General features: G+C 67.4%; 17 protein-coding genes, 1 tRNA gene, 3 pseudogenes and 1 other annotated feature. Of the genes and pseudogenes, 10 read left to right on the forward strand and 11 right to left on the reverse strand.

Annotated elements, in window-relative coordinates:
• Nucleotides 1-72 precede the first annotated feature (72 nt).
• Nucleotides 73-654 (reverse strand): TetR family transcriptional regulator, encoded by a 582-nt coding sequence (locus tag KCQ71_RS20335; RefSeq protein WP_223409393.1) that lies wholly within the window; start codon nucleotides 652-654, stop codon nucleotides 73-75.
• Nucleotides 655-739: 85 nt separating this feature from the next.
• On the opposite strand from KCQ71_RS20335, the gene KCQ71_RS20340 reads away from it, so the two are divergent.
• Both KCQ71_RS20340 and KCQ71_RS20345 read left to right on the forward strand, forming a co-directional pair.
• Nucleotides 740-1,591: an SDR family NAD(P)-dependent oxidoreductase gene (locus KCQ71_RS20340; protein ID WP_223409396.1), complete on the forward strand. Its 852-nt coding sequence runs from the start codon at nucleotides 740-742 to the stop codon at nucleotides 1,589-1,591.
• Nucleotides 1,592-1,939: 348 nt separating this feature from the next.
• Complete coding sequence (locus KCQ71_RS20345) at nucleotides 1,940-3,187, forward strand: IS256 family transposase (protein WP_223409399.1); 1,248 nt, start codon at nucleotides 1,940-1,942, stop codon at nucleotides 3,185-3,187.
• A gap of 914 nt (nucleotides 3,188-4,101) precedes the next feature.
• Here the strand turns inward: KCQ71_RS20345 and KCQ71_RS20350 are convergent.
• The gene (locus KCQ71_RS20350) at nucleotides 4,102-6,516 is read right to left on the reverse strand and encodes a S8 family serine peptidase (RefSeq protein WP_223409403.1); all 2,415 of its coding nucleotides are present in this window, start codon (nucleotides 6,514-6,516) and stop codon (nucleotides 4,102-4,104) included.
• Nucleotides 6,517-6,542: 26 nt separating this feature from the next.
• Nucleotides 6,543-6,836, reverse strand: coding sequence for a helix-turn-helix domain-containing protein (locus KCQ71_RS27930; protein ID WP_223409406.1), 294 nt, complete (start codon nucleotides 6,834-6,836; stop codon nucleotides 6,543-6,545).
• Between the two features lie 69 nt (nucleotides 6,837-6,905).
• On the opposite strand from KCQ71_RS27930, the gene KCQ71_RS20360 reads away from it, so the two are divergent.
• From KCQ71_RS20360 to KCQ71_RS20395, 8 genes and pseudogenes are all read left to right on the forward strand, one after another.
• On the forward strand, nucleotides 6,906-7,880 hold the full coding sequence (locus tag KCQ71_RS20360) for an AAA family ATPase (protein WP_223409408.1): 975 nt from the start codon (nucleotides 6,906-6,908) through the stop codon (nucleotides 7,878-7,880).
• A 443-nt stretch (nucleotides 7,881-8,323) separates the two neighbouring features.
• The gene (locus KCQ71_RS20365; protein WP_223409411.1) at nucleotides 8,324-11,596 is read left to right on the forward strand and encodes an amino acid adenylation domain-containing protein; all 3,273 of its coding nucleotides are present in this window, start codon (nucleotides 8,324-8,326) and stop codon (nucleotides 11,594-11,596) included.
• Nucleotides 11,597-11,811: 215 nt separating this feature from the next.
• On the forward strand, nucleotides 11,812-12,117 hold the full coding sequence (locus KCQ71_RS20370; protein ID WP_223409414.1) for a transposase: 306 nt from the start codon (nucleotides 11,812-11,814) through the stop codon (nucleotides 12,115-12,117).
• Between the two features lie 31 nt (nucleotides 12,118-12,148).
• Nucleotides 12,149-13,051 carry an IS3 family transposase gene (locus KCQ71_RS20375; RefSeq protein WP_223409417.1) on the forward strand — a complete coding sequence of 301 codons (903 nt, stop codon included), beginning with the start codon at nucleotides 12,149-12,151 and terminating at the stop codon, nucleotides 13,049-13,051.
• Between the two features lie 46 nt (nucleotides 13,052-13,097).
• Nucleotides 13,098-13,427, forward strand: coding sequence for a transposase (locus KCQ71_RS20380; RefSeq protein WP_223409421.1), 330 nt, complete (start codon nucleotides 13,098-13,100; stop codon nucleotides 13,425-13,427).
• Nucleotides 13,385-13,513: a sequence feature (AL1L pseudoknot), on the forward strand. (Overlaps the previous gene by 43 nt.)
• A pseudogene (locus tag KCQ71_RS20385) lies at nucleotides 13,472-14,032 on the forward strand (IS3 family transposase); the annotation flags it as partial. (Overlaps the previous feature by 42 nt.)
• 154 nt (nucleotides 14,033-14,186) lie before the next feature.
• Nucleotides 14,187-15,535: pseudogene (locus KCQ71_RS20390) on the forward strand (IS30 family transposase).
• Between the two features lie 4 nt (nucleotides 15,536-15,539).
• Nucleotides 15,540-15,842: pseudogene (locus tag KCQ71_RS20395) on the forward strand (integrase core domain-containing protein); the annotation flags it as partial.
• A gap of 409 nt (nucleotides 15,843-16,251) precedes the next feature.
• Here KCQ71_RS20395 and KCQ71_RS20400 read toward each other — a convergent pair.
• From KCQ71_RS20400 to KCQ71_RS20435, 8 genes are all read right to left on the reverse strand, one after another.
• Nucleotides 16,252-16,324: transfer RNA gene (locus KCQ71_RS20400), tRNA-Ala, on the reverse strand.
• A gap of 30 nt (nucleotides 16,325-16,354) precedes the next feature.
• On the reverse strand, nucleotides 16,355-17,005 hold the full coding sequence (locus KCQ71_RS20405) for a histidine phosphatase family protein (RefSeq protein WP_223409423.1): 651 nt from the start codon (nucleotides 17,003-17,005) through the stop codon (nucleotides 16,355-16,357).
• The gene (gene rsfS, locus KCQ71_RS20410) at nucleotides 17,002-17,415 is read right to left on the reverse strand and encodes a ribosome silencing factor (RefSeq protein ID WP_223409426.1); all 414 of its coding nucleotides are present in this window, start codon (nucleotides 17,413-17,415) and stop codon (nucleotides 17,002-17,004) included. Before rsfS ends, KCQ71_RS20405 begins: the two co-directional genes overlap by 4 nt.
• A gap of 79 nt (nucleotides 17,416-17,494) precedes the next feature.
• Nucleotides 17,495-19,075, reverse strand: a complete 1,581-nt coding sequence (locus KCQ71_RS20415; protein WP_223409428.1) for a hypothetical protein — start codon at nucleotides 19,073-19,075, stop codon at nucleotides 17,495-17,497.
• On the reverse strand, nucleotides 19,072-19,725 hold the full coding sequence (gene nadD / locus KCQ71_RS20420) for a nicotinate-nucleotide adenylyltransferase (protein WP_372454070.1): 654 nt from the start codon (nucleotides 19,723-19,725) through the stop codon (nucleotides 19,072-19,074). Before nadD ends, KCQ71_RS20415 begins: the two co-directional genes overlap by 4 nt.
• A gap of 46 nt (nucleotides 19,726-19,771) precedes the next feature.
• Nucleotides 19,772-19,927, reverse strand: coding sequence for a hypothetical protein (locus tag KCQ71_RS20425; protein WP_223409431.1), 156 nt, complete (start codon nucleotides 19,925-19,927; stop codon nucleotides 19,772-19,774).
• A gap of 85 nt (nucleotides 19,928-20,012) precedes the next feature.
• Complete coding sequence (locus KCQ71_RS20430) at nucleotides 20,013-21,356, reverse strand: glutamate-5-semialdehyde dehydrogenase (RefSeq protein ID WP_223409434.1); 1,344 nt, start codon at nucleotides 21,354-21,356, stop codon at nucleotides 20,013-20,015.
• Between the two features lie 95 nt (nucleotides 21,357-21,451).
• On the reverse strand, nucleotides 21,452-22,498 hold the full coding sequence (locus KCQ71_RS20435) for an LLM class oxidoreductase (RefSeq protein WP_223409436.1): 1,047 nt from the start codon (nucleotides 22,496-22,498) through the stop codon (nucleotides 21,452-21,454).
• Between the last annotated feature and the right edge of the window lie 136 nt (nucleotides 22,499-22,634).

Below are 22,634 nucleotides of genomic sequence, written 5' to 3' on the forward strand. Positions count from 1 at the left end.
TGTTCGGAGGCTACGACCGTCCCGGCATCGCCGCTGAGTGCGCCCACGGCGCCGAGGGGACATCGTGAGGCTCTATTCGAAGGGCCGAACGGCCTTCATCGTCTTGTCGAGGAGCGCACTCAGGGAGACGCGCTCGCCTGGTCTGAGCCAGTGTTCTTGCGCGACGTGCAGGCACGCGATCGCGGAAGCCACGAGTGCATCGACCTGGATCGTGGTGCGATGGTCGCTGGGCAGTCGTAGCGCGAGCGCCTTCGCGATCGTGTTCGCCCAGGTGGAGTCCTTCTCGCGCTGCAGACCAGGGTGCTGGAGCATCAGCCTTCCGAGGGCTTCGGCGCGCGGATCGGCATCCGCCTGCCGAACGATGGGGTCAAAAGCACGTCGCAGCGCGAGCCAGGCGCTCTCCGTGTCGGGACGCGCTTCGAGCGACTGTGCGATCGCGGCGCCGATCGAGGCGAGCCCACCCGCGAGCACTTCGTCTTTGCTGGCGAAATACCGGAAGTAACTGCGTCGGGATATCCCCGCAGATTGGGCAATCTCCTCGACCGTGGTCTCGTCGAACCCTCTGCTGAGAAACAACTCCATTGCGGCCTCGACGATCTCGGCACGCACCGCGCGGCGGGTCCGCTGCCTCAGGCTCTCTCCCGTGGTGCTCACGACCCTACGGTACCTTGCAGAGTCGAATGTGGCACTGTAGTGTCATATTCGACATAACAGTGACCCATCTTGGGAGGCGGCGGCAATGAGCGAGCGGGCGATCGTGATCACGGGAGGATCGGATGGGATCGGAGCGGAGGCCGCGCGACAGCTGAGGCGATCGCAGCCGTCGATCCGATTGATCCTCGTGGGAAGGTCCCCGCAGAAGACCGCGGCCGTTGCGCGCGAGGTGGGTGCGGACCACTTCCTTGCGGACTACACGCGACTCGATGAGGTGCGTCGAGTCGCCGCGGACATCCGATCTGTAGCCGACCGCATCGATGTGCTCGCGAACAACGCTGGGGGCGTGTTCGGCGAGCGGACCGTGACGGTGGACGGGAACGAGAAGACCCTTCAGGTCAATCTGCTCGCCCCCTTCCTGCTCACCCACCTCCTCCTTGACCCACTCCGTGCCGGGGAGGGCGGGGTGATCAACACGTCCAGTGCCTCGGCGCGGATCGTCGGTAGGGTCGACATCGACGACCTCAACCATGAGCGGACCTATGCCCCGATGCGTGCGTACGGCGACGCGAAGCTCGCGAACATCCTGTTCGCGCTCGGCCTGGACCGTCACTACCGCGACCAGGGAATCAACGCGGCCGCCTTCGACCCAGGAAATGTCCGCACCAACTTCGGCGCGGAGAACAACGGCTTCCTCACCCGCTTGCTCTACCGGACACCGGTGTCGAAGCTAGCGCTGATCGCGCCGGAGAAGGGAGGCGCCAACCTCGCCTTCTTCCTCACCGGCAAGCCCGGCGTCGACTGGCAGGCAGGTCGCTTCTACTCCCAGACCAGGCTGGCCTCCAGGCGGCAGACGAACAAGCAGGCATTCGACGAAGCCCTCGTCGAGGAGTTCTGGCGACGCGTCCATTCACTGCTGGGAATCACCCAGAACTGACGTAGTCCGCCGTCGTCGGCCTCCTCGCCGAAGGCACCGCACGCGGCCTGACCACCGTTCCCACACCGAAACGCCCCTCCGGGCCGGTGGCACGCTCGGGGTTCCTTGTTGTGCTGCTCCTGCGGGTCGCGAAGGCAGCTAGACCACCCCGCGCACAAGCAAGGCGTCCGCTGCGCCTACCGACGCAAGCCTCACTTCGCCGACGCCATCGACCTGGAGACCTTGAGTGGAGTCCCGGATAGTGGTGTAGTGCGCGGTGGCCCCGGGCTCGTCGTTCATGACGTGGACGCGGTCACCGTGTGATCCTTCGAGGAAACTCTCACATCCCACTCGAAAGGCATCATCACGATGACCGCTCCTCATATTGTCGACCCTGCTGGCGTGCTTGGTGAAGCCCTGGCTGAAGCGTCTCCGGATCTGATGCGGCGGTTGCTGCAGACCATGATCAACGCGCTGTTGTCCGCGGACGCTGACGCGGTCGTGGGCGCGGAGTGGGGCAAGCCCAGCCCCGACCGTACGGCCCAGCGCAATGGTTACCGCCACCGCGACCTGGATACTCGGGTCGGGACCGTCGACGTCGCGATCCCGAAACTGCGCACCGGCACCTACTTCCCGGAGTGGCTGCTCGAGCGACGCAAGCGCGCCGAGTCCGCGCTGATCACCGTGGTCGCGGACTGCTATCTCGCCGGGGTCTCGACCCGCCGAATGGACAAGCTGGTCAAGACCCTCGGGATCCACTCGCTGTCAAAGTCACAGGTCTCGCGGATGGCGGCCGACCTCGACGAACAGGTCGAGGCGTTCCGCCACCGCCCGCTCGGCGAGGCGGGGCCGTTCACTTTCGTCGCCGCCGACGCCCTGACGATGAAGGTCCGTGAGGGCGGCCGGGTGATCAACGCGGTGGTGCTGGTCGCGACCGGGGTCAACGCCGACGGACGCCGCGAAGTGCTGGGCCTACGGGTGGCCACGAGCGAGACCGGGGCAGCCTGGAACAGCTTCCTCGCCGACCTCGTCGCCCGCGGCCTGACCGGAGTGCGCCTGGTCACCTCCGACGCCCACGCCGGGCTCGTGGAAGCCATCGCAGCGAACTTGCCCGGCGCCGCCTGGCAACGATGCCGCACGCACTACGCCGTCAACTTGATGAGCGTCACCCCCAAGAGCATGTGGCCGGCAGTGAAAGCGATGCTGCACTCGGTCTACGACCAGCCCGACGCGGGCGCCGTGCACGCCCAGTTCGACCGGCTCCTGGACTACGTCGACGGCAAACTCCCCGACGCCCATGACCACCTCGACACTGCCCGCGTCGACATCCTCGCCTTCACCGGCTTCCCCGAAGGGCTCTGGCAGCAGATCTGGTCCAACAACCCCAACGAGCGACTCAACCGCGAGATCCGTCGCCGCACCGACAGCGTCGGCATCTTCCCCAACCGCGACGCGATCATCCGCCTCGTCGGCGCGGTCCTGGCCGAGCAGACCGACGAATGGGACGAAGGACGCCGCTACCTCGGCCTCGACATCCTCGCCAAGAGCCGCCTCACCCTCGTCCACTCCCGAGCCGAAGAGGTGACCCCCGACCCCCTACTCGAACTCAGCGCCTAACCAATCACCGAAACGAAGGACACCGCACTACACCACCACCCGGGGCTTGACCAGACCTTGAAGCGCCACCAAGACCGCATCCGCACCGGCTTGGCCCACATCGACCGCAGGCCGGCCAGCGAACACGACAACCACACGGGAGCACGCAAGCAACTCAGCACTGCCCTGAGTCTGCTGGTCGACTGCGCGGTTCTCTGCACCCGCACCAACGAGCAGGGCAAGCACCTGCGAACCAAGCGCTCACCAACGGCATCGACATCAGCGAAGACGAAAGGGCGACGATCCGACTCGCTGAGCCCTTCGCCGCCCTCGCACCAGCATCGACATCTGCCGATGTCAGGTGTTCTAGTACGTCTTCAATTGTGGAGCTAAGGGGAATCGACTCACAGTCGCCCGCACCTGCAGTGATGCCATCTCAGAGTTACCTGTGCCAGTGGTGTGACAGCGTTTGAGCGGTCGCGCTGACCTGCCGGACAATGGCATCGACCTCGTCGCATCGCGCATTCACTGAGCGCCACCGCCAGACTCCTTGGGCTGGCCCTCTTTCTGGACCAACGCAAGGATCTCGGCCGCTTCGATCTCGAGATCGTCATCGGTGGGCCCCTTCTCGACGGCGCGATGCTCGCCGCGACTGTCGAAGACGCCGACGCCCTTCTCGAGTCAGTCACCCGAGATGTGGACCGGCTCAGACGTCGGCAGGATCCGCAACCTCGCACAAGCGCTCCCAGACGACCACCCTGCCTGCTCCTACGTGCCCGCCACCCAGAGGCGCCGAGCACGGGTCTCCTTGGCCCTGCTCGCAGCCGGTCCGCGACCATCGGACCAACTCTGAAAACCCGCGGGAGTGGCGCTCCTAGTCCGCGCCAAGGACGGCCAGCGCACTTGCCCGCGATTGCCGCCAAAGCGCGACCAGCTCAGCGCGAATGGCGAATGGGAACTGTGACAGGAAGAAGTGCCGCGGCCACGAGGGTGTGGACGTCGAGGTCGACCTCACCGAGGTCAACGCTGACGACCACGGAGTAGGGAAGGTCCTTATCCCATCCCTCCCGCGCGTCCTCCCACCAGCCAAGCACCGGGTAGACAGCAAGGAGTCGGCTGCCGGCAATGTCTGCTGCCGGGACCGAAGTGTGGTCGTGTTGAAGCGTCCCGCGTGAGCGCGTGTCGGCGGGGATCCTCCATGGGTAGGAACCGGCTCCCGGAGCGACACCTTGCTCGTGTACGACGCGGTTGATGCGGGCCCGGAATCCGTCGGCCGTCTCCGTCGGCCCCTGGAGATCCCATCGGAGGCGTCCTCCCGCATATGCGCGGCGCGTCAGGTTGTCCGTCGGCTCGGCGAAGTACGAGAGGGTCACGGCGAGTTCGACATCCGCTTCCCCGATGGCGTGCAGCTCCTCCTCGGGGAACGGGATCTCGATGAAGTCGGCCCGGCGGTCGGACTTCGAACCTGTCCGCTGACTCGGCTTCAAGGAGCCTTCGTAGGTCATGACCGGACGGTTGGAATCGCTCGCCATCGCCAGCTCGACCCTTGGAACGCCGTAGCCGAACGACCGCAGCAGGTCGCGCTGGTCTGGAAACTGTGCGACCGCGGCATCCGGCCAACGGGCGGTGTGCACGAGCAATGCTCGCCAGGTCGCGGGCGAGAGGGAAGGGTGCATCGCCGCAACCTGCGCAAGTGCGTTCGATGCTGCGGCGGCAGCCGGACTTGTCTTGTAGGTCCTCCGCAGGAGACTTCCCGATCCTCCGGCGGTTGACCGAAGTGTGAGGATGCTGAGGCCCTGCGCATCAGGATTCTCAAGTCCGCCTCCGGGGGCCGTGTTCCCTGCCTCCATCACGATGTCGGGCTTGATCGGGTTGTTGGCGACGACGGCAGTGCGGCTGTGGGGGCTCAGCTGGCCAGCGGCCGCCAAGGGCGCGGGATACCCCGTGGCTGTGTCCTCGGCCGTCAACAACTCTTGGGCGGTGTACCCGCCGACAGTGAGGACGTTCCACGCCTGGCCAGGCTGCTGCAAGTGCAGCGGCCCGAGGTTGATGTAGGGATAGTCAGCCGGATCAGTGATGGTCTCGGCGTTACCACCGGCGACGACCAGAAGCCGTCCGCGACCACCGTTCCACGCGAGTACATCGGCGGCGACCGACCACGAAGTGCGATCAGTCTTTCCAACCGTGGGATTGTCTGCGCCGATACTGAGGTTGTGGACGACCGGACGGTCACCGGCAACGGACTCGGCGACGTCAACGGACTCAACGGTCCGCTCAGCCCACATGACGCCCCGCTCGGGGTCTCCCCCGGCATCAGCTGCCGTCTCGAGAAGCCGCATCGCGACGAGCCATGCGTCCGCGTGGACGAGTCCCCCGGCGATGCCGTCCGCGAGCCCGGAGTAGGCAGCAACACCGGCCATCTGAGTTCCGTGGCCATCGGTATCGGCTGACCCAAGCACACCAGGCACGACACTCTCCGCGCCGAGAAGGATGGGACTGACATACGGGTGGGTTGAGTCGACACCGCTGTCGTGAACCGCGACGACGATCGCGTCTTCGGGCGGCGGATCAACGTCCGCCAACTCGCCTGCTGCGTCCTGGGCCTCGGCGAGGACGATCGGGAATACCGTCGGCGCAAGGTGCACTTCAGCTGCGTCGGGGAGGAGCAGCGGCAGCGCTTTCAGCGCGGCTCCGCTCGCCAGCACGACGTGCACGTCTCGCTCTGGTCCGCGGAAGACCGGGATCGCCTCCGGGCCGTCGTTTGTCAGGGCAGCGAACTGTGCGACAGCCGCGTCGATCGTGCGATGCTCATTCGGACTCAGTCGCGCTCCTCCACGGGTCCAGATCTCAACCCACAGGCGCTCCTCGTCGGCGATGTCGTTGTCAATCTCGCCGAGGCTGAGGTCCGTGATGGTCGCCAAGGCGATCTCATCAATGCGAGCGATCGGGTCGGTGAAACGCGGATTGCCCTTCGGGGTGTCTTCCTCGGCGTATGCCACCGCCTTGGCCCGCAGCCCCACGAGATCGTCGGTGACGCGGAACGTGATCCTGCCTTCGTCGCTGACGAGCAACTCGTTCTCGGAACTCGCCGGTACCAGCTTGCGAGCCACCAATGGGTCGCCCAGCCCTGGCCCCGCAGCAGTCACGAGCGCTGAAGGTTCAGCCCGTTCCCGCTCGGCGCGGACGACGGCGATCTGCTCGGCGACGTCATCGATCTGCGACAGGACGATCGCAGCCTGCTGGGCACGATCACGTACGGGTACCTCGGACGTCCGGCCGGAGCGGCGCGTCACGAACTGCTCGCGTTCGGCTTGACGCAACGCGAGCAGGGGTAGACCGCTGACAATCACCCACTGATTATGTCGGTCGAGTTCACCTACGAGGACCGGACACGCACGCCAGCTCCCGATGTACGTCTTGCGCGACGCAGCAGGTCGTCCAAGGGGAGCTCAAGCGCGCCTGCGATCGCAGCGACGACCGCGAAGCCCGGGTCGGTGACGGCCGCCTGCTCGATCTTCGCGATCGTGTGCCCAGAAACACCACTCAGCTCTGAGAGCCGCCGACGGGTCATACCCGCGCTTTCGCGAGCCTCTCTCAGTCTGGCCACCACTGACCGCGCAAGTTCCTCCCGCGAACGCGCCTCGCGCGTCGGCCTGCCGGGGTGCTGCATCCGTACAGTCTAGTGGTAAATTAATACCTGTCCGAGCTAGGACGTACGCTACTCCCGAGGAGGTGAACCATGGCGAACGCCGAGTACTTGACCGAGTTGGTCCGTGCGCACTACAGCGGCGACGACCGACGGTTCTCGAACCTCCTCAACCAGGTCATCGCGGCCGAGTCCCGCGCTGGTCATGCGCACCTCGCTGAACGTCTGAGGGAACTACGCATCGAAGGGACCCGCCCCGACGCATCGGCCCGAGCCACTCCGATTGCGCGGGCTCCGCGTAACCTCGAGCAGATCCTGTCCGTTGGCTACAGCGAAACGAAGCTTGCCGACCTGGTCCTGACTCCCTCCACGCGCGACTCCCTCGAGCGATACGTACTGGAACAGCGGCGCGCACAGGCGCTCGCTGATCACGGACTCAAGCCACGCCGCCGACTTCTCCTCCATGGCCCGCCCGGCTGCGGCAAGACAATGACCGCAGCAGCACTAGCCGGCGAACTCAAGTTGCCACTGATCCGCGTTCGTCTTGAAGTCGTGTTCAGCAAGTACCTCGGCGAAACAGCCAGCACCCTAGGAGATGTATTCGCGGAGGCAGCCCGCGTCCGGGGGGTCTATCTCTTCGATGAGTTCGACGCGCTCGGACGGACCCGCCTCGACGACTCCGAGGTCGGAGAAATCAAGCGGGTCGTCACCACCTTCCTACAACTGCTCGATGCGGACCACAGCGACAGCGTCTTGATCGCGGCGACGAACACCGGGCATGACCTCGATACGGCACTCTTCCGCCGGTTCGATGACGTACTGGAACTCCCCGCGCCGACTGACGAGCAGCGTCGACAACTGCTCACCCGCCTCCTGCGCCCTTGGCGAATGAAGCCGACGGAGGCTCTCGTCGCCAACGCCGCCGGCCTCACCTTCGCTGACATCAATGCTGCGCTCGAAGACGCCCACAAGGACGCCATCCTGAACGACCGGCCCAGCCCCACGCGCGACGACATCGCCGGCAGGCTCACCGAGCGTCAATCGCGCGTCCCCACACGAAACAGCTGACGCACGGAGTCTCGCGAGGCCTGTCGGCCGACTTTCAGGTCCCCCTCGGGCACCGCGATTGACCTCGGCTTGACCCCAGGGGTTCAGGATCCAGCATGTGGACGAAGGGGGCTACGGACCTGAGTGGACAACTATCGAACCCCTCCCCCGCGTTGCAGCGGATGCTCGATGGCAAGAAGTCGCAGGTCAGCCGGGGTTTGCCACCGGAACCGCATCAGACGGTCGGCATACGCAGGTTCGCCTGTCCAGACAACAGCAGGCTGAGCTGGCGCAGCGACACCGCGTCGCGCGTTCAAGAAGGAGCTCGCTCGGGCCTACGGGATCCATGTCGAGACGGTGCGAGCGATCATCCGGCAGGTCGAGTGAGATGCGTGACCGGCCGGCGTTGTCCGCATACACCCCGTAACCTACGTAACACCCTCCCCTAGAAAGGACCGCTTGGGATGGACGTCGAGATAGCCCCTAACAAGGAGCCCGATACGGACCTTCAGGCGGACGTCGACGTATCAATAGAGCAGATCGATCCTCCGACGTTGAATGCCGTGGGACCGCCTCCGAAGTACGTGCGAGGGCTTGCAGACACGTTGCCGTACGCGGTTTCCGGGTGGGAGAACTTTGAGCGGTTGTTGCATCGAATTGCGCATCGCGTGCTCGGTTGGTCGGACGTTCACACCTACGGCAAGCGTGGCCAAAAGCAATACGGGATCGATGTCGTCGGTCGCCAGCCCGACGGGAGCCGCGGGACGATCCAGACGAAACGGTACGAGACGTTCGACGAGAGCGACCTCCGGAAAGCCCTCGATGCGTTCGACGCTGACGGCCTGCCTGTTAAGGGGATCAAGCGACTCATCGTGGTCACGGCCGCTGAGGGTGTTCGCGCACAGATCGTCGACCTTCTCTCTACACGTCAGGACGAGCTTGCCGCTGCGGGGAGCGACCTCAAACTCGAGTTCTGGAACGCCGGCAAACTCGACGATCTGTTGCGCGACCGTGGTGACATCGTTACCGAATTCTTCGGTGCCATGGCGTGCGAAGAATTCTGCGGCTACCGGCCGCCGGTCACACCACCCGTCGCGCCACAACAATCGGCGATCGCCGAGATGGTCATGCGCGGCCCAACGAGCAACCCGGACATCGCGCAAGCGTTGACCCGCGCAGCTGAGCAGGCCGACGCAAAGGCGTTCGACGCTGCGGCCAGCGCGTACGACGAGGCACAGCTACTGCTTGTCGACAGCGGATTCGTGGCACACGCACGCATGTTCGACGAAGCGAGGGCGCAGGCGCTTATCGCGTCGGGTCAACACACTGAGGCTGCGCGGCTCGCCTCAAACGCATTCTGGGATGCGGTCGACGACGGCAACCTTGACGACGCCAACGCCGCTAGTCACCGCCTCTCGACGATTCCGTCGGCTTCCAGCGACGCCGCACCCGAGGCCGGCGACGCTCCGGAGACAGCAGAACCCGGCGCAGACCCGCTTACGGACTCGTCGTCAGCAACAGTTACGTATCGCGAGCTCGCGGAGATCGGCAGCGCCGTCATTCGCCATCCGGTCGCCACCGTCGGCGATCCACTCGCCACGGTCGATCTCGCCGACGTACTGCGGCGGGCACAGGGCGCTGGGTGCCTCGAGTCCGCAGCTCGACTACTTGCTTTCGTAGGCGAGACCGCCATTTCGCACCCAACGGACGATTGGGTGATCTCCAACGCCGAGGTGCTCCGCGAGGCGGTTGCGGCTCTGGGCGACAGCCCCACCCCCGCCGAGTTGTTCGTTCGAGGGCGCTTGCAAATGGTTCTTGCCGAGCTCGACGGATGGGCGTCCCTTCTCTCTGAGGTAGGGCGCCGAGCCATGACGCGCCCTGAGCGGACCACCGTGCAGGCACGAGCCGCACTGGCCGCTGTCAACCGAGGCCACTTTGAGGACGCTGACCGCATGTGGCAAGACGCCATCGAGGGAGCGTGCCTCGATGGTCACAATGACGACGCTGCCGAATGGGTCTACGCACGACGCAACGTCAGACAGGTGCTGGCTGGCGGCGGATTCCACGCCTACCCGGAGATATTCGAGGACCAGCGCCTCGCCGCCGCGCTTCAACACCTGGGAGGTGGCATTCGACAGTCCGCCATCCGTCGCGCGGCTGCGAAGGTCGCCGATGCGACGATCGAAGACAAGCACCTCGGTGCAGTCCTCAACGGGCGCGCATACCTGCGCCTCGCCTACGTCTCTGGCAGCTGGCGCCAAGTGCTGAACGCGTCGAACTCACTGGCGCGCGCCTACGTGCGAAGTTCCGAACCGTTGCTAGCGCTGCAACTTCACGTTTCTGCCGCCGCAGGCAAGGATGCTGCCGACCTTGTTGACGCCCACCAGCAGGTCTTTCTCGACGTCACCAACTTCGTGCACCACGCGTCGCCTGTCGTAGTGAGCGCAGCGCTCGTCGCCCTCAGCCACCAAGCAGACCTCATCCCGGATGACCGAGTCGCGGACATCGTCGACACAACGATGCAGTTCGTCGAGGAAGCCGTCGCCGCCGGGGCGGTCCGGCCCGATCATCACAGCAGATACCTCTCCGCTCTCAAGACGCTGGCCAGCCTGGCACATCGCACCGAGCGCGCAGATGCCGAGAGGCTCGTCGAACTCTTCCTACCCGTATTGGACCGCGAGCCGGGCCACCGTTACACGACCGACGACCAGGTCCTCCGCATTCTCAACGGCGTGGGCCGCGGTCATAGCGACTTAGCGGCACCAATCGTTAGGGGCGTCGTGGCGTTCATGTTGCTCGATGACGACACCTGTATGGACGTCCGTCGTCACGCGGTCCCCCTCCTCCAAGCTGCGGAGGAGACTGCGCTGCCGCTGCTGCGCGAGGCATCCGCCGGCGGGTCCTCCAACGCTGACGCCATGATCGCGCGGCTCTCGCCTGACGTGGGCCTCGATGAGAACTCAGACTCAGTCAAGGCTGCGTTACAGGCAGTCCTCGCAGAGCCGGACCTGGATGCCCGCATCGGGTACCTCGGCACCGACGTGGTCTCGCAGTCGCTTCTGCTTCGCGATCTCGAGGCGTCGCAACGGCGCACGGGTGTCGCGGCATTGCTTCGCCGCGTCGAGGAAGAGCCTGACATCAAGGCAACCCAATGGCCGGCCTTCCTCGTCGCAGCTTTCAACCTGGCCAGCAACTTAGGCTCCGCACCGGATCTGTTTGAGCGATCGTTGGCGATCGCGGAAGGATCCAAGCCTTCAGACGTAGACGGCCTTTTCGGGGACTCGGTCCTCTCTACGATGCGCCTCGGCCTAGAACGTGATCCGCGATCAGCTGCGGCGGCTCTCACAGCGCGATTGGCCACATCCGCCGAGGAGATTCGGGCGGCCGAACAGATGTGCCTGAGCATGCTGCCGTGGACTGGGCAGAGTGGCGAACTCCTGTCGGATGCGTTTGGCGAACTTCCCAACATCCAGGATGTCGCGCTCCTGGCGAGCCAACAGGTGACTCACCTACGCGTCGTTGCCGCACGAGCTTGGGTACGTAGCAACGCCGCCAGCACTGCGACCGGTCTACGGCTGGCAAACGACTCCGACGTTGCTGTGCGGGTCGCCCTAGCGGCAGCAATCGCGAGAGCCTCCGAGGGCGGCCCGCGAAGCCGGGCGGCGCAAACGGTCCTGGACACCCTTCGCCTCGATGTGAGTTACAGGGTTCGGAGCCAGCTCTCCGACGTTGTATAGGTCGCGTTGTCATCGGATCTTGCGAACTGGGCCGTTGCCATGGTCAACCACATACGGCGTGCCGGTGCTGTCGATCGCAATATCGTAGGGCCTTCTTTTTCTCCGCAGACGTTTCAATGAACCGTCCTGACTCTTTCGGAGGGTGTGGTGTGTCCTGGGTTCCACGGAGTGCGGATTTCTTGGATTCTGGTGCTGCTTGAGTACTGGAGGACGAGATGGGACGACGGGGTTACCCGGCCGAGTTCAGACGGCGGGTGCTGGACCTGCTCGCGTCGGGTCGTAGCGTGGCGAGCGTCGCGGCGGGTCTGAGGATCAGCGATCAAACGATCTACGGCTGGCACCAGCAGGAGCGCATCGACCGTGGCGAAGCCGCCGGGCTCACCAGTCCGGAGAAGGCGGAACTGGCGGCGGCGCGGAAGAAGATCGCCCAGCTGGAGACACAACTGGCGGTGGCCACCAAGGCGGTGGAGGCACTCAGGGCCGAGGCGGACCCAAAAGGCGGTACGCGGCGGTCGAGCTGATCGCCGCCGCGGGGCTCCCGGTGCAGGTCGCGTGCCGAGTGCTGGGGGTCGCCGAGTCCGGGTCTACGAGCAACGCACCCGGCCACCCTCAGAGCGGGCGGTGCGGCACGCCTGGTTGACGGATCTGATCACCCAAGTCCACGCCGGCGCGCACGGCCGCTACGGCGCCCGTCGAGTGCACGCCGAGCTGACGATGGCCCGCGGTGTGGTCGTGGGGCATCAGCAGGTCGAGCTGCTGATGCGACGGGCCGGGCTGCAAGGCCTGGCCGGTCGGCGCAAGTGGAAGCGGATCATCCCCGACCAGGTCACCACCGACCTCGTCGAACGCAACTTCGCCCGGTCCGAACCGAACCAGCTCTGGGTCACCGACATCACCGAGCACCGCACCCGCGAGGGCAAGGTCTGCTGCTGCGTCGTGCTGGACACATTCTCCCGCCGGGTCGTGGGCTGGTCGATCGACTCCTTGCCCACCGCGGCGCTGGCGACGAACGCGCTCGGGATGGCCATCGAGACCCGCCTCGGCGGTCAGCTGACCCCTGGGACGGTGATCCACTCCGACCAGTGTGTCCAGTTCGGGTCCTGGGCATTCACCACCAGCGCCAAGCAGGCCGGGCTGCTGCCCTCGATGGGCTCGATCGGGGACTGCTACGACAACGGAATGATCGAGGCGTTCTGGTCCCGGATGCAGGTCGAACTGCTCGACACCCAGACCTGGGACACCCGCATCGAGCTCGCGAACGCGAACGCGAACGCGATGTTCATCTATCTCGAGATCTGGCACAACCGGCAACGCCGCCACGGCCAACTCGGGTGGCGCACACCCATAGAGTACGAACGCAACCGCATCATCACGGTGGCATCAGAACCACGAAATCCCGACTCCGTGGAACCCAGGACACACCACACCCCTCCGGGAGAGTCAGGACGGTTCTGAACCGCCCCGGGGTGTCCGGAGGCTTCATTAGTTGGAGGATGAAGTCATGGCACGTCCGAGTAAGTATCCGCGTGAGTTGCGCGAGCGCGCTGTGCGCGCGGTCGTGGAGTCTGTCGCCGAGGGCAGGTATCCGAGTGAGTTCGAAGCGATCCGTTCGATCTCTTCGAAGCTCGGGATCGGGTCCCCGGAGACACTGCGTAAGTGGGTCCGACAGGCCGAGGTCGATGGAGGGTCCCGTCCGGGCAAGACCACGCAGGAACTCGCCGAGATCCGTGAGTTGAAGCGTGAGGTTGCCGAGTTGCGTCGGGCGAATGAGATTCTGAAGTCGGCGTCGGCTTTCTTCGCGGCGGAGTTCGACCGCCCGTCCAGGTTCTGAACCAGTTCGTCGAGGAACACCGTGAGGAGTTCGGGGTCGAGCCGATCTGCCGGGTGCTGACTGATAGTGGCATCCGGATCGCCCCGTCGACGTACTACGAGGCCCGCAGTCGAGCGCCGTCCAAGCGCGCGATCCGGGACGCCGAGATTGTCGAGGTCATCCGAGCGGCCAGAGGCAAGCGGTTCGTCGCCCGTCTGGGCGCGCGGAAGATGTGGTTGTATCTGCGTCGGCGTGGGCACGACGTCGCTCGGTGCACCGTCGAACGGTTGATGACACAGAACGGGTGGGAAGGGGCACTGCGCGGCAAGCAAGTGCGGACCACGATCCCCAACCTCGACGACGCGCGTGCTGCGGATCTGGTCGATCGGGACTTCACCGCGACTGCCCCGAATCAGCTCTGGGTCGCGGACTTCACCTATGTCGCGACCTGGTCCGGGACGGTCTACGTCGCGTTCATCTTCGATGTGTTCTCGCGCCGGATCGTCGGCTGGAGGGCCGCGACACGAATGACCACGGATCTCGTCCTGGATACCCTTGAGCACGCGATCTGGTCCCGCCGCCAGGACGGCATCGTGGACCTGGCAGGGCTGGTCCATCACAACGATGCCGGCAGCCAAGGCGAATTCAACTGGTCGTCGCAACGCCTCCTGATATCGGAGGTGTTCAAAGGTGGCGACGGCGGACTGGAACAAGAAGGCCAGCGATTTGCCCGAGGGTGCGCGTCGGCAGTGGCGTGCGGATCGGGCGTTGCGTCCGCCGATGCGATCGCCTGGGCGGCCTATCCATCGCGGGCGGTGCAGCGGCAGTTCTGGCGGTTGATCGCCACGGGCATCACCTCAGCCGAGGCGGCGCTGAGGGTGGGCGTGTCTGTGCCAGTCGGGACGCGCTGGTTTCGTCACGCTGGCGGCATGCCACCGCTGTCACTGACCGAGCCCACGAGGCGCTACCTGGCCTTCGAGGAGCGCGAGGAGATCGCGCTGCTCAAGGCTCAGGACAACGGTGTGCGTGAGATAGCTCGCGAGATCGGTCGTGACCCGGGCACGGTGTCGCGTGAACTGCAGCGCAACGCGGCGACCAGGGGCGGCAAGCCGGTCTATCGCGCCGTGGTGGCGCATTGGAAGGCGCAGCAAGCAGCGAAGCGGCCGAAGACGGCGAAGCTGGTACAGAACGACCGGCTTCGCGAGTACGTGCAGGATCGGCTCGCCGGGAACGTCCGGCGTCCTGACGGCACGGTGGTGTCGGGGCCGAAGACGCCGCCGTGGAAGGGGCTGAACAAGCCGCATCGGCAGGACAGGCGGTGGTCGACTGCGTGGAGCCCGGAGCAGATCGCGCAGCGGTTGAAGGTGGAGTTCCCTGATGATGAGTCCATGCGCATCAGCCACGAGGCGATCTACCAGTCGCTATTTATCGAAGGCCGTGGTGCGCTCAAGCGTGAGCTGGTGACGTGTCTGCGCACAGGCCGCGCGTTGCGGGAGCCGCGGGCCAGGTCGAGGAACAAGGCGCAGGGACACGTGAGCGCTGACGTCGTCCTCAGTGAGCGCCCCGCTGAGGCCGAGGACCGCGCCGTTCCTGGCCACTGGGAAGGCGACCTGATCATTGGGACGGGCCGCTCAGCGATCGGCACGATCGTTGAGCGCAGCAGTCGCTCAACGATCTTGGTCCACCTGCCGCGGGCGGAGGGCTGGGGCGAGAAGCCGCACGTGAAGAACGGGCCGTCGCTCGGCGGCTACGGGGCCATCGCGATGAACGCAGCGCTGACGGCGTCGATGATCAAGCTGCCTGAGCAGTTGCGCGTGACCCTGACGTGGGATCGCGGCAAAGAACTGTCGGGCCACGCGCTGTTCGCGTTGGAGACCGGGACGAAGGTGTTCTTTGCCGACCCACACTCGCCGTGGCAGCGTCCGAGCAACGAGAACACCAACGGCCTACTGCGTCAGTACTTTCCCAAGGGCACCGACCTGTCGCGCTGGTCCGCCGAGGACCTCGAGGCCGTCGCTCACGCGCTCAACAACCGGCCACGCAAGATCCTCGGCTGGAGGACACCAGCTGAGGTCTTCGAGGAGCAACTACGCTCCCTTCAACAACCCGGTGTTGCATCGACCGGTTGAACCTGCCCAATGCACCTCATTCGCGTTCACGAACCGGCTCATCGACGCCGGCGTGGACCCCTCGGTCGGGTCGGTCGGAGACGCTTACGACAACGCGATGGCCGAGTCCCAGATCGGGGCCTACAAGACCGAACTAATCCGCCCCGAAGGCCCCTGGCGCAGTGTCGATCACGTCGAGATGGAGACCCTGGACTGGGTCCACTGGTTCAACCACGAACGCACCCACGATTCCGTCGACGACCTCACCCCTATCGAGGTCGAGCACGCGCACTACGCTATGAGAAACCGTCTCGCCCCAACCGGATGAGACACCACCAGAAGTGTCCGGACACCCCGGGGCGGTTCAGTTCAGACCGCGCCAGCGCGAACCAGCGCGTCTACCCAACCGCAACACCTTGGTGCCCAACGCGTCGCGTCTCCGCAGACGAGATACACCACCGCAACACGAGTCAGGCTCCGCGTCGGCCCGGTGTGTGTGTCAGGTATGTGCCAGTTCTGCAGGAGCCTGAGTCGGATGTTAGCGGGCACCTGCGCTCTGGCGCTGCCGGGCGGGCACGGGCCGCGCCTAGGCTCTGAGCCCGGAATATCAACGATCCCGGCATCACCGTAAGCGCCGGAGTCCTCGCTCGACTTCGGAACGGGTTCGAACTATCTCGCGTCCACACTATTGAGCGAAACCCCGCCAAACCAACGGTTGGCGGGGTTCGGGTGTCTCGTGGAGCTAAGGGGATTCGAACCCCTGACCTCTTCCATGCCATGGAAGCGCGCTACCAACTGCGCCATAGCCCCGTGTGGGGAGCCCCGGAGGGCGTTGCTAGTTTAGACGATGCGGGCCGCAACTGCGAAATCGGCTTCGCGCACTCCGACGTTGTGTGCGGACAGTCGCCAGCTCGGTCGCTGCCCGTCGTTCGTGCGCAGCACCGACCAGTGGCAGTTGCCGATCCCGGTGATGCCTCGCCAAACCTCGGGATCCTGGCCGATCAGGGCCGTGATCCCCGCACTGATGGCCGCTCCGTGGGAGACGATCACGAGGATCTCGTGCGCGCCCAGCGACTCCGCCGCGGCGAGCACGGCCTCGCCGAACCTGTGACCGACCTCACGCCGGGTCTCGGCGTTGACGCCTGCGGGGTGGTCGCCGGCGTTCCATGCCGCGAACGCGTCGGGCCAGCCGGCCTCGATCTCGGGGTGGGTCAGGCCTTCCCAGTCACCGAAGCTGCGCTCGCGCAGTCTGACGTCGGTGCTCACGTCGGCCTCGACGATCTCGGCGAGGGCCCGTGCGGTCTCGTGGGCTCGCACGAGGTCGGAGGCGACGATCCGAGCGGGCCGCAGTTGGGCGAGCACGGGCGCCGCGGCGGCGGCCTGCGCCTGCCCGCGTTCGTTGAGAGCGATGTCGACCTGACCCTGCAGCCGTCCGGTCGCGTTGTAGTCCGTCTGCCCATGCCGCCAGAGCAGGATGGTGCCGGCGCTCATGCCTGCTCGCCGGCTGGACCTGCCTGCACCTCGTCCGCGCTGTGACCGTGGACGTCCGCCGGCAGCTCGACCACGGGACAGTCCTTCCAGAGTCGTTCCAGGGCGTAGAACTCCCGGTCCTCGTCATGCTGGACGTGCACGACGATGTCCCCGAAGTCGAGCAACACCCAGCGTCCCTCGGCGACCCCCTCCTTCCGGACGGTCTTGGCGCCCTCCTTCGCGAGGGCGTCCTCCACGGCGTCGACGATCGCCTTCACCTGGCGTTCGCTGGAGCCGGAGGCCACGACGAAGACGTCCGTCAGGACCAGTCGCTCGGAGACGTCGAGCGCGATGATCTCGCGGGCCAACAGGTCGGCGGCGGCGCGGGCGGCGGCGATCGCCAGGTGGATGGCGCGGTCATCAGCGGGCACGGTGCTCCTCGATATCGGTCAGGCAGTACGTCGAAGACGGTCCATCGCCCCGTCGGGGCAACTCGCCTCCTCGGCCAGTCTATGCGGCTGGTGGGCCACCGGCTCCGGTCCCAACAGCCGAGCCGATGCCCGAGGCCAGAGCAGCGAGCCCGTCGCCGCCGAACACGTTGCCGCTGGCGACCTGCCAGACGAGCAGTCCGAGCACCAGACCGACGAGGATCAGCACGATGATCTGGAGCGCACGCAGCCACCCGGGCGTGCGCTCGTCGTCCTCGTCCTCCTCGTCATCGTCGTAGTCGTCGTCATCGAAGTCGTCGTCGAACAACTCCTCCCGTGCGCCGGCGGCCGCGACAGCCTGCGGCTGCTCGTCCCCCTCTGGCTCGGGTTCGCCGGAGATGACACTCGCCCACCTCGGCCGCATGTCGAACGCATCGTCCTCGTCCTCGGCCTCCTCGTGCTCCGCCGCCGTCACCGGGGCGGCAGGAGGGACGGCATCCTGCTTCCCGGCGGGCACGTCGGCAGCGGCCGCGGGAGCCTCGAAGTCCCGCCGGGAGCGTCGCGTGGAGGGCAACGGTCCGCCGTCGTACAGCAGGTCGGCCTCAGCCTTTGCCGGTTCGCCGGACTGCACCGGCAGGACAGCCGTCTCGTCCGGCGCGTCGGATCCCCAGACGGACGCCGCGTCCGTGGTGGGCAGCGGCCCCGGCGTGGCCGCGGACGAACGCTCGGCCACGATCTCGGCACGGGGCGGCTCCGGCGCTGCGTCGGGTGCGGCATTGAGGTCTCGCACGGCACGCTGGATCGGCGTCAGTCCCCCGGTCTCGTCCAGTCCACGGGTGGCTCGCGCCGCCGCGGGTGGGCGTACCACGGGACGGCGCCCGGTGCTGGTCCGCTCGCTGGGGGCCTCCGGGGCGGCCGGGTCGGCGTCCGCGTTCGCCTGCTTGGCGCGCAGCGACCGCCGTGACACCGCGCCGAACTCGCCGGTCGTCGCAGCGGACTCCGCTGACGGCGCACCGGCCCGGGGCACGCCGGCGGCGGAGTCGTCGGCCGGGGCGGCACCGGTCGTCGAGTCGTCGCTGGACGCGGCGTCGGCCGCGGAGGCCGTGGCGGCGGGCGCAGCCGGTGCCTCGTCCGCCGCGCCTGCGCCCGGGGTGGGTGCCGGGGCAGGGTCGGCCGGGACCTGAGCGGCCTGGCTCTGGTCCGCGGGGCTCGGGTCCGACGCACCGGTCGCCGGCTCGGCGCTCGCCCTACCCTCGGTCGCGGGGTGTGTGGTCGGCGACTCGGCGCTCGCCGCACCGTCGGTCGCGGGGTCTGTGGTCGCCGGCTCGGCGCTCGCCCCACCGTCGGTCTCGGCGTCCGTGGTCGAGGGGACGACGGCGGCGCGCGCGTCGGTCCCGGCACGTCGCCTACCGCCGCTGGCGGGTGTGGCCGCAGAGGGCGCGGTGTGCGCGCTCAGGGCGCTCGTCGCGGACATCGGGGTCGGCACGGGGCCGTCAGGGCCCAGTTGCAGCGCGCCGCTGGCGAGTGCTTCGTCCCGGGCCCGCAACTCGCGGCGGCTCAGCGGTCGCTCGAGCCCGGCGGCACGCGCGCGAGCACGCTCGGCCTCCCGGCGCCGCCGACGTTCGCCGAGGCCGGCGGTCGAGGTGTCCTCCTCCTCGCTCACAGCTCCTCCTCCCGCACTGCTGGTGCCAGCCTCTCGGTGATCGTCGACACGTCCTTGTAGAGCCGGTGCTTACCGATGTACTGCACCACACCGTCCGGCACCAGGTACCACACCGGCTTGTCGGCGATCACCCGTTGCCGGCAGTCCGTGGAGGAGATCGCCATGGCCGGGATCTCCAGCAGCGAGTACTCCCCGGGGGGCAGTTCCTCCGCGGTCAGGTCGTGCCCGGGCCTGGTGACGCCCACGAAATGGGCCAGCTTCAACAGTTCCGCGACGTCCTTCCACTGCATGATCTGGCTGAGTGCGTCGGCGCCGGTGATGAAGAACAGTTCGGCGCCGGGATACGCGGCGTGCAGATCGCGCAACGTGTCGATCGTGTAGGTGACCCCGGGCCGGTCGATATCCACCCGGGACACGGTGAACCGCGGGTTCGACGCGGTCGCGACCACCGCCATCAGGTAGCGATGCTCCGCGACCGAGACGTCGCGGTCCAACTTGAACGGCTGCGCCCCGGTGGGGACGAAGACGACCTCGTCGAGACCGAACTCGTCGGCGACCTCACTGGCCGCGACGAGGTGGCCGTGGTGGATCGGGTCGAACGTGCCGCCCATGATGCCCACCCGCAGGGGCACCGGGCTTGCTGCGATCACGATCCGTTCCGCCGGGGCGTGGCCCGGAAGCCGGCAAGACCCACGATCAGCGGTGGCGCGTGCCCACGCTGCGGAATGCGAGAACCACCAACAGCAGGAACACGAAGATGACGAACGCAACCAGGCCGAATCCGATCGGCGGCAGCCCGGAACTGGCTTCCTCGCCGTGCTCGACGGCGAATGTCAGCAGTGAGTTACTCATCGACCCGGGTCCTCCTCGGTTCCACAACGCTCAAGGGACAAGTCTCGCACGTCCGGCAGCCAACTCCGAGACGCCACGGTCGTGATCATGACCGCACGTGCCCGTCGCCCTGCACGATCCACGTCGTGGTCGTCAGTTCGGCCAGTCCCATCGGTCCACGGGCGTGCAGCTTCTGGGTGGAGATGCCGATCTCCGCGCCCAGACCGAGCTGTCCGCCATCGGTGAACCGGGTGGAGGCGTTCACCATGATCGCGGCGGAGTCGAGCTCTGCGGTGAACCGCTGCACCGACGTCACATCGGCCGTGCAGATCGCCTCCGTGTGGCCGGAGGTCCAGGTACGGATGTGCTCGATGGCGGTGTCCAGGTCCGGCACCACGCGCACCGCCAGATCCAGGCTCAGGTACTCGGTGGCCCAATCCTCGTCGGTCGCGGGTTCGAACTCGACACCCTCGCCGATATGGGTCGCGGTGGCCTCGTCCCCGTGGATCCGCACCCCCGCCGCGCCGAGGGCGCTCAGCGCACCGGGCAGGAACTCGGCGGCGATCGCCTCGTGCACGAGCAGGGTCTCCAGGGCGTTGCACACGCCCACCCGCTGGGTCTTGGAGTTCAGGAGGATCGCGATGGCCTTCGCCACGTCCGCTCCTGCGTCCACGAACAGGTGACAGTTCCCGACGCCGGTCTCGATCACGGGAACCGTGGACTCGGTCACGACGGTCTGGATCAGGCTGGCGCCGCCGCGGGGCACGAGCACGTCGACCAGGCCCCGGGCCCGCATGAGCTCGCGGGCACCCTCTCGGCCGTATGCGTCGATCGACTGGATCGCGTCCCCGGGCAGTCCGACTCCTGTGAGCGCGTGCGAGAGCACCCGGACGATCACCTCGTTGCTGCGCGCCGCCGCCGAACCGCCGCGCAGGATCACCGCGTTGCCGCTCTTGAGGGCGAGCCCGGCGGCGTCCACCGTCACGTTCGGGCGGGCCTCGTAGATCATCCCGACGACGCCCATCGGCACCCGCACCTGACGCACGGTGAGGCCGTTCGGCAGGGTGGATCCGCGAACCACCTCGCCGACCGGGTCGGGCAGGGCGGCGAGGTCCCGCAGCGCGCCGGCGATGGCCTCGATGCGGCCGACGTCGAGGCGGAGTCGGTCGACCAGGCCCGGGCTCATCCCGTTCGCCTGCTCCCGCTCGACATCCTCGGCGTTGGCGGCGATGATCTCGGCCTGCGCGGCGACGAGGGCGTCGGCGAGTACCCGCAGGGCCTCGTCCTTGGTGCCACGGGTCGCGCCCGCGAGCGCACGCGCCGCGACCTTCGCCCGCTGGGCGGCCTGGACGACGGCGGTGCGCGCCACCGTGGGTGCCTGCGCTTCGCCGTCGGTCGCCTCGGGCGCCTCGCGGGTGGTGGCGACGCCGGCTTCGCTCTGGACGCTCATGGGATCAAGGATAGGCCGGGTTCGCTCGGTCACCGGGTCGGGTCCGGTGGGTGGCCCCGACCGGCCCGGTCCACGAGGGCCGGTGCCGGGACCACTCAGGCATCTGCCGCCGCCCGGCGACGCGCGGTACGTGCCCCCGCGGGGCTCGGGGCCTCGGCGGGCACGGTCGCACCGGTACGCGCCGGGGCGGCGGGCCCGGTTCGCAGGCCTCGAGCGGTCAGGGCGGGCACGACGTCCTGCACCAGGGCCAGCACATCGGTGGGCACCGACGCAGGAATCACCGTGAATCCGTCGGCTGCTCCGGCGTGCACCCACTCGGCCCACAGGTCCACCAGGTCCGTTGCGGTGCCGATGGAGCGCAGCGGGGCGCTCCGGGGGGCCGTCTCGAGGGAGTTGAGCAGGTCCCAGCGAGCCAGCGCGCTGGGCCGGTCCGCGGAGATCACGACGTGGATGTCGACGAGGACCGTGATGTCGTCCGGGTTTCGGCCCCACTCGGTGGCCGCGCGCCGGATCGCGGTGCGGGCCGTGCGGGCCTCCTCCAGGGTCGCCACGGACAGTCGCGCCACGTCGGCGCGGGCCGCCGCCAGCTCGAGGTCGACGGCGTTGCGGACTCCGATCACCACGATCGGGGTGCGACGCTCGGAGTCGGCCGGGGCCGAGGATCCGCTCGACGCCTTGCTGCGGGTGCGGCGCTCCGGCGTGGCCCAGGTGTTGATGACGGCGTCCACGGCGCGGGCGCTGGTCCCGTTGACCGGGGCTGCCTCGAGCTGCCAGCCGGCGCGCTCGGCGCTGGCGCGGTGAACGCTGGAGATCGCGCCGGCCACGTGCTCGGGGCGGGCCACACCGAGCGGCACGGTGGCCACGAGCGTCGCGGTGTGGGTGTGCCGGGCCAGGCGGGAGGCAGCCACCGCGCCGTCGAGCCAGGCGTCCCGACGTCGGGGCCCGCCGACGCGGAACGTCTCGTCGAGGCTGAGCAGGTCGATGCCACCCTTGTCCGCCAGGGACGCGAGGCCCGCAAGCCGGCCCATGATGAAGGACTCGGCCTCGGTGTCCTCGGTACGGCGCCACTCGCGGGGCGCACCGGCGCCGGAGAGGTCGAGGGCGATCAGGGTGGAGTTACGGGTACGCGGAGACTGCGACATGGGTGTTCACGCCTTCATGTTCGAGAGGAAGCCCCGTCCGGTTCGCCCGCGCGGCACGTGTCACTCGTGCCGGCCTGCGGGCCGCCTCGGATGAGGGGTGATGCCGAGGGGCGGAGCGCCCGGGGCATCGGATGAG

Source organism: Occultella gossypii (assembly GCF_019947135.1).
Classification (GTDB): Bacteria; Actinomycetota; Actinomycetes; order Actinomycetales; family Beutenbergiaceae; genus Occultella; species Occultella gossypii.